Source organism: Sanguibacter keddieii DSM 10542 (assembly GCF_000024925.1).
GTDB lineage: Bacteria > Actinomycetota > Actinomycetes > Actinomycetales > Cellulomonadaceae > Sanguibacter > Sanguibacter keddieii.
This window is the reverse complement of sequence record NC_013521.1, coordinates 2,725,186-2,741,172: the sequence shown is the minus strand read 5'-3', so window position 1 is coordinate 2,741,172 and position 15,987 is coordinate 2,725,186. Positions and strand designations below refer to the sequence as shown.

Here is a 15,987-nt window from a genome sequence, read left to right as displayed (position 1 = left end):
CGCCCCGGTGCCTGAGCACCGGGGCGGGCTGTCTGCGTCAGGGCGTGTCGTCAGCGAGCACCTGTCAGCCTGCGCCTGTCAGCGCGCGGCGTCGACCGCCTGGGCGCGCAGCGCACGCTCGACGCCGGCCAGCGACTCGTCGACGAGCCGGCGCAGCGCGGGAGCGGCGTCCGGGTGGGCGGCGAGCCACCCACGGGTCGCGTCGCGGAGGCTCTCGTCGGCGAGGGCAGCCGGGTAGAGGCCCTCGACCAGGGTCTCGGCGATGTGGTAGCTGCGGCTCTCCCACAGTCCCTCGATCGCGGCGAAGTACGGCTCGACGACCGCGCGGAGCGCCTCGGGGTCGTTGACGTGCCCGAATCCGATGGTCGTGGAGCGGACGATCGCGTTGGGGGCGCTGTCGGTCTCGACGAGGGAGTCGAAGGCGGCGCGCTTGCCCTCGGCCGTCGGGATCGTGGCGCGGGCCCGGGCGGCCGACTGCTGACCGTTGGAGGTGTTGTCCTCGGCGAGCGTCGCGTCGACCTCCTCGGCGGTGGCGTCCCCGGCGAGGACGAGCCCGTCGAGGATCTCCCAGCGCAGGTCGGTGTCGATCGTCAGGCCGTCGAGGGCGACCGACCCGTCGAGGAGCCCGCGCAGCGTCGCGGTGTGCGCCGAGGAGCTGGCGACGGCCGCGAAGTACTTGACGAACTGGAACTGGGCGTCGGAGCCGGCCTCGGCGGCCTGCGCGAGGATCCACAGGCGGTTGCCGACGGTCTCGACGGTCTGCGGCCGGATGGCCGGCGAGACGTAGCTGCGTGCTGCGAGGGCGAGCTGGGCGAGCGTCGTGCGGATGGTCGTCGACTCGGTCTCGGTCGAGATGTTGCCGAGCACGAGGTCCACGTAGTCGCTCGCGGGCGTCTCGCCGTCGCGGGTCGCGTCCCAGACGGAGCCCCAGACGAGCGAGCGGGCGAGCGGGTCCTGGATCTTCGACAGCTGCGCGATCGCGACGGCGAGGGACGCCTCGTCGAGGCGGATCTTGGCGTAGGCGAGGTCGTCGTCGTTGAGGAGTACGAGGTCCGGGCGTGCGCGGCCCACGAGCTCGGGCACCTCGGTGCGCTCGCCGTCGACGTCGAGCTCGACGCGGTGGGTGCGCACGAGGGCTCCCGAGGCGTCGAGGTCGTAGTACCCGACCGCGAGGCGGTGCGGCCGGATGGTCGGGTAGTCGGCCGGGGCGGACTGCAGGACCGCGAAGGAGGTCACGACGCCCTCGGCGTCGACCTCGATCTCCGGGCGCAGCGTGTTGACGCCTGCGGTCTCGAGCCACAGCGCGGACCACGAGGCGAGCTCGCGCCCGCTGGTGGCCTCGAGCTCGGTGAGGAGGTCGACGAGCTCGGTGTTGCCGTACTCGTGCTTGGCGAAGTACCGGGCGACGCCGGCCATGAAGGCGTCGATGCCGACCCACGCGACGAGCTGCTTGAGGACGGACCCGCCCTTGGCGTAGGTGATGCCGTCGAAGTTGACCTGGACGTCCTCGAGGTCGTTGATGGTGGCGACGATGGGGTGTGTCGAGGGCAGCTGGTCCTGGCGGTAGGCCCAGGACTTCTCCATCGCGGCGAAGGTGGTCCACGCCTCGGTCCACTCGGTGGCCTCGGCGGTGGCGAGCGTCGACGCCCACTCGGCGAAGGACTCGTTGAGCCACAGGTCGTTCCACCACCGCATGGTGACGAGGTCGCCGAACCACATGTGCGCGAGCTCGTGCAGGATCGTGACGACCCGGCGCTCCTTGATCGCGTCGGTGACCTTGGACCGGAAGACGTAGGTCTCGGTGAAGGTCACGCAGCCGGCGTTCTCCATGGCCCCGGCGTTGAACTCGGGGACGAACAGCTGGTCGTACTTGGGGAACGGGTAGGGGTACTGGAACTTCTCCTCGTAGAACGCGAAGCCCTGTCGGGTCTTCTCGAACACGTAGTCGGCGTCCATGTGCTCGGCGAGCGAGGCGCGGCAGAACACCCCGAGCGGGATGACGCGGCCGTCGCTGCTGGTGAGCTCGGAGCGCTGCACGACGTAGGGACCGGCGACGATCGCGGTGATGTACGTCGAGATGCGCTGCGTGGGCTCGAAGGACCAGGTCGAGGTCCCCTCGCCGGCCGGGACGGGCTCGGGCGTGGGGGAGTTGGAGACGACCTCCCAGGCGGACGGTGCGGTGACCGTGAACTGGAAGGTGGCCTTGAGGTCGGGCTGCTCGAAGGCGGCGAAGACCCGGCGGGCGTCGGGCACCTCGAACTGCGTGTAGAGGTAGACCTCGCCGTCGACGGGGTCGACGAAGCGGTGCAGGCCCTCGCCGGAGTTCGTGTACGCCGCGTCGGCGACGACGCGCAGCGTGTTCTCGGCGGCGAGCCCGTCGAGCTGGATGCGCGAGTCGGCGAAGACGGCGGCCGGGTCGAGCGACTGGCCGTTGAGGGTGACCTCGTGGACGGTCGGCGCGACGAGGTCGATGAACGTCGACGCCCCGGCCTCTGCGGTGAACCGGACCTCGGTGGTCGACCGGAAGGTCTCGGGACCGGTCGTGAGGTCCAGGTCGATCACGTACGAGTCGACGGCGACGACGCCGGCGCGGGCGGTCGCTTCGACACGGGTCAGGTTCTGTCCGGGCACGGAGAGCCTCCTCGGGGGATGCGGCGCCGGCAGGCTGCGGAGGGGCTGATGAGCGCGCCGAGGCAGGTCCGGGCACCTGGTGGGTGGGCCTGGTGCGGCCATGGACGATCATGTCACGCCGAGGGGTCGTGCCGCAGGCGACAGACGCGCCGTCGGTCGGTACCGTCGGGAGGGAATCGAGCGCCCCTCGCCGACGTTGGTACTGGTCGACGAGGTGCGGCGACCTCCCAGCACCCGGTCCGCCGCAGCACCGACCACCGAACCCCGCAGCATCGACCCCCGCAGCATCGACCCCCGGAGCGACATGACCACCGAGCAGACCACCCAGACCGCCGACTTCTGGTTCGACCCCTTGTGCCCCTGGGCGTGGATGACGTCGCGCTGGATCGGCGAGGTCGAGAAGGTCCGCGACATCACGGTCCGCTGGCACGTGATGAGCCTGTCCGTCCTCAACGAGGGCCGTGACCTCCCCGAGAAGTACTCCGAGCTCATGGCGAAGGGCTGGGGACCGGTGCGCGTGGTCACGGCCGCCCGCATCGAGCACGGCGAGCAGTACGTGAAGCCTCTCTACGACGCGATCGGCACCCGCCTGCACCCGGGCGGGCGCGACGACTTCGACGCCGTGATCCTGGAGTCCCTCGCGGAGGTCGGCCTGCCCGAGACGCTCGCCGCCGCAGCGACCTCGGACCGCTACGACACCGAGCTCCGCGCGTCGCACAAGGAGGGCATCGACCGCGTCGGCGAGGACGTCGGGACGCCGGTGGTCGCCTTCGGCGACGTCGCCTTCTTCGGCCCGGTCGTGACGCCGGCACCCAAGGGCGAGGACGCCGGACGCCTGTGGGACGGCTGCGTGCTCGTCGCCGGGACCCCCGGGTTCTTCGAGCTCAAGCGCACCCGGACGCAGGGCCCGGTCTTCGATTGAGCCCCGCAGTCCACCTCGGCCTGCCGGGCCTGGCGCCGAGCTCTCCCCACCGGCCTCCCGCGCGCGCTGCGCGTGGGGGGCCTGCCCGAGCCGCGGCGCACTGGTCGACGGTCGTGAGCGACGCCCCGGCGCTCGCCGCGGTCGTCGAGGCGCGTCTCGGCGCGAGCGACCGGCACGTCCTGGCGACCATGACGGTGAGCGGTGCCCCTCGGGTCAGCGGCTCGCGGGTCGACGTCCGCGACGGAGACCTGGTGGTCCCGGTGGTGCTGCGGTCGCCGAAGGGCACCGACCTCCTCGGCGACCCTCGGTGCGTCGTGCACTCGAACCCCGGCGACGGGTCGATGGTCGGCGACGTGAAGATCACGGGACGGGCAGCGGACCTCGTGGGGGCCGACGGCGAGCCCCGCCCGCACGGCCGCGAGCCCGTCGAGGTGGTGGTGCTCGTCGAGGTCGTCGAGCTGTCGGTCCGGGACCCCGCCACGGGCGAGGTCACGGTGACCCGCTGGACCGCGCCCGACGCCGACTCCGCCCACGACACCGCCGGGCGCACCGGCGAGGGTTCCGACCGCCGATGAGCGACCCCAGATGACCGGCAGCGACGGCAGCCCGCCCGGGATCGCAGCGGGCAGCGCCCCGGGGTCCGCACCGGGCACCCCTGCCTGGGTCGAGCACGCGATCTTCTGGCACGTGTACCCGCTCGGCGCCGTCGGCGCCGAGCAGACGGCGGACGAGGCGGGGCTCGAGGTCCGGCACCGGCTGCCGGACCTCGAGCCGTGGCTCGACCACGCCGTGGTGCTCGGCGCCTCGGGGATCCTCCTGGGGCCGGTCTTCGCCTCGTCGACGCACGGCTACGACACGGTCGACCACCTCCGGGTCGACCCGCGGCTGGGCGACGAGGCCGACCTGGTAGCCCTCGTCGACGCGGCGCACCGCCGCGGGCTGCGCGTGGTGCTCGACGGCGTGTTCAACCATGTCGGGCAGGCCTTCCCCCGCTTCATCGACGCCTTTGCCGCCGGCCCCGGCTCGCCCGCCGCGGGCTGGTTCCGGCTGCACTGGCCCGACGACGGCGGCCCGCCGTCGCACGACGACTTCGAGGGGCACTCGGCCCTGGTAGCCCTCGAGCACAGCAACCCCGAGGTCGCGGCCTACGTCACCGAGGTCATGACCTACTGGGGCGACCGCGGGGTCGACGGCTGGCGTCTCGACGCCGCGTACGCCGTCCCGCCGAGCTTCTGGGCGCCCGTGCTCGCCGAGGTGCGCCGCCGTCATCCCGAGACCTACGTGCTCGGTGAGGTGATCCACGGGGACTACGCCGCGGTCGTCGCGGAGTCCGGGATGGACTCCGTCACGCAGTACGAGCTGTGGAAGGCGGTCTGGAGCTCGCTCAACGACCGCAACGCCTACGAGCTCGCGCACGCGCTGGGCCGCCACGACGGCTTCGTCGAGACCTTCGCGCCCGCGACGTTCGTCGGGAACCACGACACCACCAGGATCGCGAGCCGTCTCGACGACCCCCGGCACCTGGCCCACGCGCTCGTGGTGCTCTTCACTGTCGGCGGGACGCCGACGGTCTACGCGGGCGACGAGCTCGGGCTGCTGGGCGTCAAGGAGGACCGTGCCGGGGGCGACGACGCGGTGCGCCCTCGGCTCCCGTCGGCCCCGCCCGGCGCCGACGGGCTCGACGCCTCGCCGGCCTTCGCGCTGCACCGCCGGCTCGTGGGCCTGCGCCGGAGGCACCCGTGGCTGCACCGCGCCCGGACCGAGGTCCGCGTGATCTCGGACACGGTGATGACCTACGTCTCCAGGGCGGGGGACGACGAGGTCGTCGTCGCGCTGAGCACCGACGACGACCCCGTCGAGATCGACCTGGGGGCCGGCGCGGAGTGGCTCGAAGGCGCTGGTCACCTGCTCCCCGGGGGGTCGGTGGTCCGGCTCGACCCGCACGGCTGGGCGTGCCTGGGGCGCAGCGCAGACCGGTGAGGGCGGGACGCGCGAGCATCGCCTGAGAGGCACGCTGGAGGACGGACCGTCTCACCCGGTCCCGGTGCGTCGTGGCATGCTGCCCTGTGCGGACGATGGACCGTCGTGACCGCCCACCACACGTGAGGAGACCTTCGAATGGCTGGAACCACGCCGACCTCCGCGCCGCGGAGCACCCAGGGCAGGCGCAGGCTGCCACCCTGGCTCGTCGTGTTCATCGCGTTCGACGTCCTCCTGGTCGCCGGCGCCGCGTGGCTGCTCCTCGGCGGCGGCTCGGGAGGAGACGGAGAGGACGTGGCCCAGAGCCCCTCGCCGTCCACGAGCGCACCGGCCACCACGGAGCCCAGCGACGACGCCGACGACCCCGAGCCGTCGCCGACGCTCGAGATCGACCCCGCCGAGGCGACGGTCGTCGCCTCGCCGACGGGCAACATCACCTGCGCGATCGTCCCCGGGGGCGTGCGCTGCGAGATCGCGTCGCTGGCCGAGGAGCCGGCGGTCGTCGAGGGCTGCGAGGGGACGGTCGGCCACGTCGTCGAGCTGACCTCCGCGGGTGTCTCGACCCCGTGCGTCCCCACGGATGAGACCCCGGCTCCCGCGGGCCCGGACGTCGCCGTCCTGGCCTACGGCGAGACGAGCGAGGTCAACAACTTCGTGTGCGAGAGCACCGAGACCGGGATGCGCTGCACCGACTCGACGACCGGCGACGGCTTCGTCCTCGCCCGTGCGGGCGTCACGACCGTCTGAGCCTCCCGGGCAGCACCGAGCCCTCGGGACCGACCTCACGTCGAGGTGGTCCCGAGGGCTCTGTGCGGTGCTCGTCGCTCTCAGGCCGCTGTCACCAGATGCGGACGCGGTCTTCCGGGGCGAGGTACAGCGCGTCGCCAGGCTGCACGTTGTACGTGGTGTGGAACTCGTCGAGGTTGCTCACCACACCGTTGCACCGGAACTCGGCGGGGGAGTGCGGGTCGGTCGCGAGGCGCTGCACCATGGCCTCGTCGCGCATGGTGGTCTGCCACACCTGCGCCCAGGACAGGAACACCCGCTCGGTCCCGGACAGCCCGTCGACCGACGGCGCAGCCGAGAGGTCCGTCCCGAGGGAGATCTCGTAGGCCTTGAGGGCGATCGACAGGCCGCCGAGGTCACCGATGTTCTCCCCGATGGTCAGCGCACCGTTGACCGTGCGGTCGGCGTCGAGCTGAGCGGGGTGGAACGCGTCGTACTGCTCGATGAGCGCCGCGGTCCGCTTCTCGAACTCGGCGCGGTCGGAGCCGGTCCACCAGTCCTCGAGGCGGCCGGCACCGTCGTACTTGGAGCCCTGGTCGTCGAAGCCGTGCCCGATCTCGTGGCCGATGACCGCGCCGATGCCGCCGTAGTTGGCGGCGTCCTCGGCCTCGGGGTCGAAGAACGGCGGCCGGAGGATCGCGGCCGGGAACACGATCTCGTTCATCGACGGGTTGTAGTACGCGTTGACCGTCTGCGGGGTCATGTGCCACTCGTCGCGGTCGATCGGCTGCCCGATCTTGGCGAGCTCGCGGTCCAGGTCCACCGAGTTCGACCGGCGCACGTTGCCGACGAGGTCGCCCGCGTCGACCACGAGCGCGGAGTAGTCGCGCCAGCGGACGGGGTACCCGACCTTCGGGGTGAAGGCCGACAGCTTGGCGAGCGCCTTGGTCTTGGTCTCCTGGCCCATCCAGTCGAGCTGGGTGATGGACTGCCGGTACGCCTCGATGAGGTTGGCGACGAGCACGTCCATGCGGCTCTTGTGGGTCGGCGGGAAGTGCCGGTCGACGTACACCTTGCCGACGGCCTCGCCGAGCGCGCCCTCGACGAGCGAGACGCCACGCTTCCAGCGCTCGCGGACCTCCTGGGTCCCGGAGAGCGTCCGCCCGTAGAAGTCGAAGTTCGCCTCGACGAGCTCGTCGGTCAGGTACGGGGCGCGGGCGCTGACGAGGTGGTAGACCATCCAGGTCTTCCAGTCCTCGAGGGGCTCGCTCGTCCACAGGGACGCGAAGCCGGTGAAGAAGTCGGGCTCGCGCACGACCACGTCGTCGAGCGCACCCTCCGGTGCACCGAGCGCGACGGCCCACGCGCGCCAGTCGAAGCCGGGCGCCGTCTCGGCGAGGGCCGCGAGGGTCGTCGGGTTGTACGTGAGCTCGGAGTCGCGGTCACGCACGACGTCCCAGTGGTGCGTCGCCAGACGCGTCTCGAGCGCGAGGACCCGGGCGGCGGCGTCCGCGGAGGCCTCGGCGGCGACGGTCCCCGAGAGCTCGAGCATCCGCGCCACGTGCGCGACGTAGGCCTCGCGGGTCTCCGCGTACTTGTCCTCGCGGTAGTAGGACTCGTCCGGGAGGCCGAGGCCGGCCTGGTAGAGGTGCACGACGTACTTCTCGGGGTCCTTGGCGTCGTTGTCCACCCAGAACCCGAAGGCTCCCGCACCGCCCGTGCGCTGCAGCGCTCCGAGGGAGCCGGTGAGCTCGGCCTGCGTCGAGGCGCTGCTCACCAGGGCCAGGTCCTGCGCGAGCGGGTCGACGCCGGCGGCCTCGACGGTCGCGGTGTCCATGAAGCTCGCGTAGAGGGCGCCGATCTGCGCCTCCTCGCCGCTGAGGTCGTCGCGCCCGCCGAGCTCTTCGATGATCTGGCGCACGTGGGCCTCGGCCTCGTCGTGGAGACGGCGGAACCCGCCGTCGGACGCGCGGTCGGCGGGGATGACGTGGCTGGCGATCCAGCGGCCGTTGACGTGCCGGTAGAGGTCGTCCTGCGGCCGCACGTCGTGGTCGAGCGCCGACACGTCGATCCCGGACGTCGTCCCTGGTCGCAGGTCGTGCTCCTGGGCTGCGTTCTTCTCGTTCGTCGTCATCGCTCCAGGCTATCCGCCCCGGGCCCGCTGGGCGGGTGCAGAGCACCGACGTTCGCGCAGGGCGTGGTGGTCGGCGGGGGCGCGGCGCAGGGACGCCACGCATGGGCATGGGGAGAGGTGCCCACGGCCCAGCGCCCTCCAGAGCCGTGACCTGTGGTCATCTGGTGACAGGAGCCGGGCGACCGGCTCGACCAGCCCGAGCCTCTCGCCCGGAACCCTCACCGAAGGACGTCATCATGCAGACTCTCACCCCCTGGACCGCACCGGAACCGGTCGTCCGTCAGCTCGCCGACCCGCAGGGCTTCCAGAAGGCCGTCAAGCCGTCCGGCGCCGCCTCGAAGGCCGCAGCGGTCGCCCTCGTGATCGGCCTCCTGCTCCTCGCCTACAACCTGGTGAGCACCTTCCGGACCCTCAGCGAGAACAGCGTCGGCAGCGAGCGGTTCTTCGAGGTCTTCACCTCCACCACGGGCCAGAACTTCTCGACCGACCCGATGCTCGTCGCCTACGTGTGGGGACCCATCGTCCTCATCCCGCTCGCGCTCGTGTTCCTCGTCGTCTCGCGCCTGACTGCCAAGCAGCGCACCGACCGTGCCTTCGCGGCGTACTCGTCCGGCGGGTACGTGGCGAAGGCCCTCGGTCTGCCGGTCCGCTTCGCCGCGAACAACAGCCAGGTGGTCCCGCAGGTCCTCGTGCCGCCGCACCTCGGCACCGAGGAGGTCTCCCGCTGGATGTCCGGCGTCGCGCAGACCATCACGTCGCTCGACAAGGCGGGCGCCAAGAAGCTCAACAAGACCCTCGTGTCCAAGCTCTCCAAGCCGGAGGTCGCAGTCCCGGCCGAGACCGTGTTCCCCGGCTCGCCGCCCTTCGCCCTCCTGGTCCAGGCCCCCGACGCAGTCGGTGCCGAGACGGTCCGCGCGGTGGTCCCCGGGAACGGCGGCGCGCGTGCCTACGTCGTCGACCTGTCCAAGGTCCAGGGCTGGGGCTGAGCAGAGCCGACCTCCGGCGTGGTCGATGCGGCATGATGAGGGCATGCGCGTTCACATCGCTTCCGACCACGCCGGGTACGAGCTCAAGAGCCACCTCGTCGAGCACCTGACCACCGAGGGCCACGACGTCGTCGACCACGGTGCCCACGAGTACGACGCCCTCGACGACTACCCCTCGTTCTGCTTCGCGGCCGGTGAGGCCGTCGTCGCCGACCCGGGCAGCCTCGGCGTCGTCATCGGCGGCTCCGGCAACGGCGAGCAGATCGCCGCCAACAAGGTGCCCGGCGTCCGCGCCGCGCTCGCCTGGAACCTCGACACGGCTCGCCTGGGGCGCCAGCACAACGACGCGAACGTCGTGGCCGTGGGCGGCCGCCAGCACACGGTCGAGGAGGCCACGTCCTTCGTCGACGCGTTCCTCGCCGAGCCGTTCAGCGGAGACGCGCGCCACCAGCGTCGTATCGACCAGCTCGCGGACTACGAGGCCTCCCGCTGAGCCTGCGCGTCGACCACACCGACCTGAGCCTGCGCGTCGACCACGCCGACGGGGCGCCTCGTGCCTGAGGGCCACACCGTGCACCGGCTCGCCCGGACCTTCGGCGAGGTCTTCGGCGGGGCGACCGTCGAGGTCTCCAGCCCGCAGGGGCGCTTCGCCGCCGGGGCCGCCCTCCTCGACGGTCTCGTGCTGCACTCCGCCGAGGCGGTCGGCAAGCAGATGTTCCTCGGGTTCGGCCCGGCCGACCACCTGCCCACCGCCGAGGGCCTCGCCGACGACCTCCGCTGGTTGCGGGTGCACCTCGGCCTCTACGGCTCGTGGACCTTCGCGGCCGACGGCAGCACCCAGGTCGCGCACGCCATCGGCGCACCCCGCAAGCGCGTCGGCGAGCGCGAGACCGTCCTCGAGGCCGGCACGCCCGGGAACGTCGTCGCGCCTACGACCGGTCTAGACCAGCACGACCCGGACGGGCCCGAGCCCTGGGACCCGCCCGACCCGCGCGGCGCGGTGCGAGCACGGATCCTGTCCGAGCACGCCGTCGCCGACCTCACCGGGCCCACCGCCTGCGAGGTGGTCTCGCCCGACGCCGCGCTCGCGGTCCAGCGCCGCCTGGGTCCGGACCCGCTGCGCGGCGACGCCGACCCGGAGCGGTTCGTCGCAGCGGTCCGGCGCTCGCGCTCGGCTGTCGGCCTGCTGCTGATGAACCAGGACGTGGTCGCCGGGGTGGGCAACATCTACCGCGCCGAGGTGCTGTTCCGTGCAGAGCAGTCGCCGACCACGCCGGGACGCGACGTGCCGGCCGAGGTCCTGCGCGCGATGTGGGACGACCTCGTCGTGCTCATGGCCGACGGTGCGGCGATCGGGGCCATCGTCACGACGCGACCAGGAGACCGCGGAGACGGGGCGCACCCTGCCGACGAGAAGGCCCCGGGGCGTCGGCGCGTGCGCCAGAACACCGACGCCGAACCCGGGGCCGTCCCGCGCGACGAGTCCTTCTACGTGTACCAGCGGGACGGCCAGCCCTGCCGTGTGTGCCGCACCGAGGTCGCCCGTGCCGAGATGGCAGGCCGGAACCTCTTCTGGTGCCCGACCTGCCAGCGCGACGACCGGCGCTGAGACGCGCGACCGCTCGCCTGCTCAGAAGATCCAGCTGCACACGGGCGCGACCGGCCACCCGAACGCCGACGCGGTCCGCAGCAGCGCACCGTCGGTGTGCTCCTCGACGCGTCCGGCGGTCGCGAGCGCGGCGAGCGACGTCCCGCCGAGGTACGCGGTGCCGAGCTCCGCGACCGACAGGCTGAGGTCAGGGGCGTCGTCCGTCCGTGTGACGGTCGCCTTGCCGAAGGCTGTCGCTGTGAGCCGCCAGGAGCCCTGGTTGGCGGGCAGGCGGGCGTCGGTGACGTGCAGCACGACGTCGAGGTCGGACGTGTAGCGGCGCGCGGCGAGAGCGCCGGGGACGTCGACGAGCCGGACCCAGACGTTGTCGGCGATCCGTGGCGCTGCGGCACGGGGGTCGACGAGCAGCGAGGTGATCGCGTCGTCGACCGGGATCATGAGGGGCTCCACCTCGTGGGTGAGGTCGAGGTCGAGGATGGTCGACCACAGCCGGTGGGTGGCTGCGGGGTCCAGCGCGACGACCTCGCCGGTCGAGACGGTGCCACGGGGGCCGGTGTGCGACCAGTCGACCTTGCGCCGGAAGGTCGTGTACCCGCGCGGCTCGCCGTCGGACTCGACGATGACGATGCGCCGGGCCTCGCGGCCGTTGCGGAGCGCTTCGGGGTCGTCGAGGAACACGGTCTTGAGCTCGTCGGTCTCCCGGGTGGCCCACCCGGGGCGGTTGATGCCTGCGGCTGCGGTCGGCTGGCGGCCGGCCTGCAGGTGCAGGTCGTGGACCACGTCGCCGTGCACGGCCGGGTCGAGGGTCTCGATCCGGACCGTGAGGTCCTCCGAGCCCGGGACGGGGCGCAGTGCCGCGCCGCGCGGGACGGTGAGCCGCAGGTCGTGCGCGGCGGGTCCGTAGCCGAAGCGCCCGTAGATCCCGGCCTCGGCCGCGGTGAGCGCCGAGACGGACTCGCCGCGCTCGAGGCAGTCGGCGAAGTGCTGGTCGATCATGGCCGAGAGGATCCCGCGGCGACGGTGCTGCGGGTGCACCCCCACCCAGGTCAGGCCCGACACGGGGATCTCCGCGCCGGGCACCGGGAAGTGGCTGAAGGGGTACGACGAGTGGATGGCGACGAGCGTCTCGCGGACGGGGACGGCCCCGTCGATCGGCACAGCGGTCGGGTCTGGGACCCGCACGACCACGCCGCTCGTGCGGTCCCAGCTGAGCGGGAGCGGGAGCGACCTCGCGACCTCGTCCGAGGTCGACGAGGGGAAGGCCCACCGGTCGATCTCGAGGAGCTCGTCGCGTCGTGACTCGGGCAGGTCGACCAGGGCGTACGTGTCGGGGAGAGGCATGCCTCGACTCTGCCAGGAGGCGGGGACACCTGCCAGGGATTTGTCCTGGGTCGCGCCAGGGCTGCGTACGCTGGCGGGGTGGACGAGGAGTATGTGGAGAGCGTGCTCGACGTGGTCGAGACCATCCCGCCGGGCTCGGTGATGACCTACGGCGACGTCGCCGAGGCGGTGTGGCGGGTGCTGCGACGAGGCGGGCCCCGTCAGGTCGGCGCGGTGCTGCGGGAGACCGGCGGTGCGGTCCCGTGGTGGCGGGTCGTCAACGCCCAGGGGAGCCCGCCGGCGCACCACCTGACGCGGGCCCTCGGTCTGCTCCGCGACGAGGGCTGCCCCCTCACCCCAGACGGCTCGCGGGTCCTCCTGCGGTCCGCACGCGTGCCGGTCGACGCTCCTGGGGTCTAGCCGGCGCTGCCCTGCGCCGGCAGCACCGCGCGCAGCGCGGCGGCGTCGCCCTGGACCACGACCGTCGTCACGGCGGTCTGCTCCCAGGCGCTGAGCCGCTCCCTGATGCGCTCGGGAGACCCGACGAGCGCGATGTCGTCGACGAGCTCGCGCGGCACCGCCGCAGCCGCGCGCTCCCGGTCGCCGGCGAGGTAGTGCGCCTGGATCTCGTCGGCCGCCTCGGAGTACCCGAGGAGGTCGACGGCGTTCCGGTGGAAGTTGGCGCCCTTGGCGCCCATCCCGCCGACGTAGAGGGCGATGAAGGGCCGGACCTGGTCCGCGGCCCGCTCGGCGTCGTCGTGGACGACGACGGGGACCGTCGCGGAGACCTCGAAGTCCTCGGCGGGGCTCTGGTGCGCCCCGCGCCGCGCGAACCCCTCGTCGAGGTACCCGCGGAACTGGTCGTCCAGGCGCGGGGCGTAGAAGAGCGGCAGCCAGCCGTCGGCGATCTCGGCGGAGAGGGCGATGTTCTTCGGCCCCTCGGCGGCGAGGTGGATCGGCAGGTCGGCACGCAGCGGGCGCACGGTCGACCGCAGCGCCTTGCCGAGCCCGGTGACGGGGCGGCCGTGGGCGGTCTCCGCGGTGAGCGGCAGCGGGTAGGTGGGGCCGGCGCCCGTGACCGGTGCCTCGCGGCGCAGCACCTGCCGGACGATCTCCACGTACTCGCGGGTCCGCGCGAGGGGGCGGGGGTAGGGCTGCCCGTACCAGCCCTCGACGACCTGCGGGCCGGAGACCCCGAGCCCGAGGACGAACCGGCCACCGCTGAGGTGGTCGAGCGTCAGGGCGGCCATGGCGGTCGCCGTGGGGGTGCGGGCCGAGATCTGGGCGACGGCGGTGCCGAGCCTGATGCGCTCGGTCCGCGCGCCCCACCAGGCGAGCGGTGTGAGGGCGTCCGAGCCGTAGGCCTCGGCGGTCCAGACCGAGTCGACGCCCAGGGCGTCTGCCTCGAGGACAGCCTCTGCCACGCCCTCGGGAGGGCCGGCCGACCAGTATCCGGTGTGCAGTCCGATGCGCATGCGTCTCCTCGACGGTGAGGGGGTGGGGCTCGGTGATCCCGGCGAGCCTATCCCGCGGGGGTCTTCCGGGCCCGGTCGGCGAAGGAGTTGAGCAGGGCGGCGGCTGTCCCGGCGTCGTCGACGGTCACGACGAACCGGCGCTCGCCGGTCGAGCGGACCTCGAGGGTCTCTCCCGCGCGGATCACCACGCCGGTGCGGCCGTCGGTCGAGGTGCGCCAGCCATAGCCGCCGAAGTCGCGGAGCGGGCTCACGGTGTCGACCGTCGCGTCGACGATCTCGCCGACGGGCAGGTGCCGCCGCGGGATGCCGAGGCTGGAGCGGACCGTCAACCCGGTGCTGTCGACGGTGACCACCCACGAGAACATCGCTGCCATGAGCAGGACGAGCGACGCCGGGACGACGAGCATCCACCAGCTGCTCCCGACGACGACGGCGACAGTGACGAGGGCCGTCGCGGTGCCGAGCACCAGGACGCCCGTGCTGCTCGAGGTCCGTCGGACCCAGGCGGCCCGCTCGCCCTCGGCGAGGGCGATGCGCGGTGCGTCAGGACGTGGGTCGTCGGCGCCCGGCGCGGGCTCGCTGCGGGGAGTCAGCGCGGCTGCGGCGAGCCCGAGGAGGGCGCTCACGACCATGGCGAGCGCGATGGCCCAGCCGATCCCGCCGGCGTCGGCTGCGTCGGTCAGGCCGCGCTGAGGTGCGAGCGTCCCGACGGTCATCCCGGCGACGAGCGTCGCCGTGCCGACCGAGAGACCGGCCGAGAGCTGCCGGACCGGCCGGGCGTGCCCACGCCAGAAGGCGAGCGCCCACAGCGCGACGACGAACGCGGCCGTGATCGCCGCAGTCGAGACCAGCAGGGTCGTGAGGCTGCTGAACCCGTCGGCGCCGGCGGAGCCCCAGTGGATCGCCACCGGAGCGGGCAGGTCGTCCCGCCACGACGACGCGACCGCGGTGGCGGTCGCGAGGACCCCGAGCGGTACGACGAGCCCGAGGAGCGTCGACGCCGTGCGGTGCTGGACGGTCGCGGGCGGGGGCGTCGGCGGTACCTGGTGGGAGCGGTCGGCGGTCATGCGAGTGCCTCCTTGAGCAGTGCGAGCGTGGTCTCGGGGGACAGGTGGAGCGCGCGCGACTCGGCTGCGACGGCGGCCACGGCGGTCCTGAGCGCGGCGAAGTCCGCGCCGGCGCGCTCGGTGATCACCGCACCTCGGCCGCGCCGGAGGTCGACGAGTCCCTCGTCGCGCAGGTCCTGGTAGGCCCGGAGCACGGTGTGGACGTTGAGGTCGAGCGAGGCAGCGAGCTCGCGGGCGCTCGGCAGGCGCTCGCCGACGGCGAGGTCGCCGCGGGCGACGCCGAGGCGTACCTGGCGTGCGAGCTGCGCGAACAGCGGCTCGCCGGTGGAGGGGTCGATGCGGAAGAGCATGCACCGACGATAGTTGTTCTATGGCAACTAGCACAAGACGGGGGTGGTGGCAGGCGCGACCGCAGGGCTCTGCTGTCGTGCTGGCTGGCTGGCCCGCCTGCTGGCTCGACCAGCCGCTCCTCAGATGAAGATCGCCGGGTCCTCGCAGTGGTCCACGTCGGGGGACGACGCCGGACGGTCCTTGACCTTCGCCGGGACCCCGACGGCGACGCTGCCGGCCGGGACGTCGCGGACGACGACGGCGTTGGCGCCGACCTGCGCGTCGTCGCCGACCAGCACGTCACCGAGCACCTTGGCGCCGGCACCGACCACCACCCGGTCGCCGATCGTGGGGTGCCGCTTGCCGTGGGTCATGGACCTGCCGCCCAGCGTCGTGCCGTGGAAGAGGGTCACGTCGTCGCCGACCACGGAGGTCTCGCCGACGACGACCCCCATCCCGTGGTCGATGAAGAGCCGACGGCCGAGGGTCGCACCCGGGTGGATCTCGATGCCGGTCGCGGAGCGGGCGGCCTGCGAGATGAGCCGGGCCGGGAGCCGCAGCCCGGGGGAGCGCCACATGCGGTGGGTCAGCCGGTGCACCCACACAGCGTGCACGCCGGGGTAGGCGAGCGCGACCTCGAGCGTGCTGCGGGCTGCAGGGTCGCGGTCCCGGGCGACCTGGAGGTCTTCGCGGAGCAGCCGCAGGGCTGCGGTGAGGCGTGACATGGAGGTCCTCGGGCTAGAGACGTCGGGCTGGGGGCGACGGGCTGGAGACGATGAGAGGTCCCGTGCGCGCGGTGCGCGCGCA

At 73.0% G+C, this 15,987-nt stretch carries 15 protein-coding genes; 8 read left to right on the top strand and 7 right to left on the bottom strand.

Going from position 1 to position 15,987, the window contains the following annotated elements; translation table 11 throughout:
* Positions 1 to 78: 78 nt before the first annotated feature.
* A complete protein-coding gene (gene pepN, locus SKED_RS12060) occupies positions 79 to 2,631 on the bottom strand; it encodes an aminopeptidase N (protein ID WP_012867439.1) in 2,553 nt (850 codons plus the stop codon).
* Positions 2,632 to 2,935: 304 nt separating this feature from the next.
* On the opposite strand from pepN, the gene SKED_RS12055 reads away from it, so the two are divergent.
* From SKED_RS12055 to SKED_RS19045, 4 genes are all read left to right on the top strand, one after another.
* Positions 2,936 to 3,553: a mycothiol-dependent nitroreductase Rv2466c family protein gene (locus tag SKED_RS12055; RefSeq protein WP_012867438.1), complete on the top strand. Its 618-nt coding sequence runs from the start codon at positions 2,936 to 2,938 to the stop codon at positions 3,551 to 3,553.
* 113 nt (positions 3,554 to 3,666) lie between these two features.
* Positions 3,667 to 4,128 carry a hypothetical protein gene (locus SKED_RS19050; RefSeq protein ID WP_012867437.1) on the top strand — a complete coding sequence of 154 codons (462 nt, stop codon included), beginning with the start codon at positions 3,667 to 3,669 and terminating at the stop codon, positions 4,126 to 4,128.
* A 10-nt stretch (positions 4,129 to 4,138) separates the two neighbouring features.
* Positions 4,139 to 5,533, top strand: a complete 1,395-nt coding sequence (locus SKED_RS12045) for an alpha-amylase family protein (RefSeq protein WP_012867436.1) — start codon at positions 4,139 to 4,141, stop codon at positions 5,531 to 5,533.
* Between the two features lie 138 nt (positions 5,534 to 5,671).
* A complete protein-coding gene (locus SKED_RS19045; RefSeq protein WP_012867435.1) occupies positions 5,672 to 6,280 on the top strand; it encodes a hypothetical protein in 609 nt (202 codons plus the stop codon).
* 91 nt (positions 6,281 to 6,371) lie between these two features.
* Here the strand turns inward: SKED_RS19045 and SKED_RS12035 are convergent, their stop codons facing one another.
* Positions 6,372 to 8,393, bottom strand: a complete 2,022-nt coding sequence (locus SKED_RS12035; protein ID WP_012867434.1) for a M13 family metallopeptidase — start codon at positions 8,391 to 8,393, stop codon at positions 6,372 to 6,374.
* Between the two features lie 236 nt (positions 8,394 to 8,629).
* On the opposite strand from SKED_RS12035, the gene SKED_RS12030 reads away from it, so the two are divergent.
* Genes SKED_RS12030 through SKED_RS12020 form a run of 3 tightly spaced genes read left to right on the top strand, consistent with a single transcriptional unit; the run spans position 8,630 to position 10,988 of the window.
* A complete protein-coding gene (locus tag SKED_RS12030; protein WP_012867433.1) occupies positions 8,630 to 9,379 on the top strand; it encodes a hypothetical protein in 750 nt (249 codons plus the stop codon).
* A gap of 43 nt (positions 9,380 to 9,422) precedes the next feature.
* Positions 9,423 to 9,872: a ribose-5-phosphate isomerase gene (locus SKED_RS12025; protein WP_012867432.1), complete on the top strand. Its 450-nt coding sequence runs from the start codon at positions 9,423 to 9,425 to the stop codon at positions 9,870 to 9,872.
* Between the two features lie 60 nt (positions 9,873 to 9,932).
* Positions 9,933 to 10,988, top strand: coding sequence for an Fpg/Nei family DNA glycosylase (locus SKED_RS12020; protein WP_012867431.1), 1,056 nt, complete (start codon positions 9,933 to 9,935; stop codon positions 10,986 to 10,988).
* Between the two features lie 21 nt (positions 10,989 to 11,009).
* On the opposite strand, the gene SKED_RS12015 is transcribed toward SKED_RS12020, so the two are convergent.
* Positions 11,010 to 12,329, bottom strand: a complete 1,320-nt coding sequence (locus tag SKED_RS12015) for a GNAT family N-acetyltransferase (RefSeq protein WP_012867430.1) — start codon at positions 12,327 to 12,329, stop codon at positions 11,010 to 11,012.
* 78 nt (positions 12,330 to 12,407) lie between these two features.
* Here SKED_RS12015 and SKED_RS12010 point away from each other — a divergent pair, with 78 nt between their 5' ends.
* Positions 12,408 to 12,728, top strand: a complete 321-nt coding sequence (locus tag SKED_RS12010) for an MGMT family protein (protein WP_143755723.1) — start codon at positions 12,408 to 12,410, stop codon at positions 12,726 to 12,728.
* Here the strand turns inward: SKED_RS12010 and SKED_RS12005 are convergent.
* From SKED_RS12005 to epsC, 4 genes are all read right to left on the bottom strand, one after another.
* Positions 12,725 to 13,783, bottom strand: coding sequence for an LLM class F420-dependent oxidoreductase (locus SKED_RS12005; RefSeq protein ID WP_012867428.1), 1,059 nt, complete (start codon positions 13,781 to 13,783; stop codon positions 12,725 to 12,727). The genes SKED_RS12010 and SKED_RS12005 overlap by 4 nt on opposite strands.
* A gap of 47 nt (positions 13,784 to 13,830) precedes the next feature.
* Positions 13,831 to 14,850 (bottom strand): SdpI family protein, encoded by a 1,020-nt coding sequence (locus SKED_RS12000; protein ID WP_012867427.1) that lies wholly within the window; start codon positions 14,848 to 14,850, stop codon positions 13,831 to 13,833.
* Entirely contained in the window at positions 14,847 to 15,200 is a 354-nt protein-coding gene (locus SKED_RS11995) for a GntR family transcriptional regulator (protein WP_012867426.1), read from the bottom strand. The genes SKED_RS12000 and SKED_RS11995 overlap by 4 nt, the downstream gene beginning before the upstream one ends.
* 120 nt (positions 15,201 to 15,320) lie before the next feature.
* The gene (gene epsC, locus SKED_RS11990; RefSeq protein WP_012867425.1) at positions 15,321 to 15,905 is read right to left on the bottom strand and encodes a serine O-acetyltransferase EpsC; all 585 of its coding nucleotides are present in this window, start codon (positions 15,903 to 15,905) and stop codon (positions 15,321 to 15,323) included.
* Positions 15,906 to 15,987: the final 82 nt, after the last annotated feature.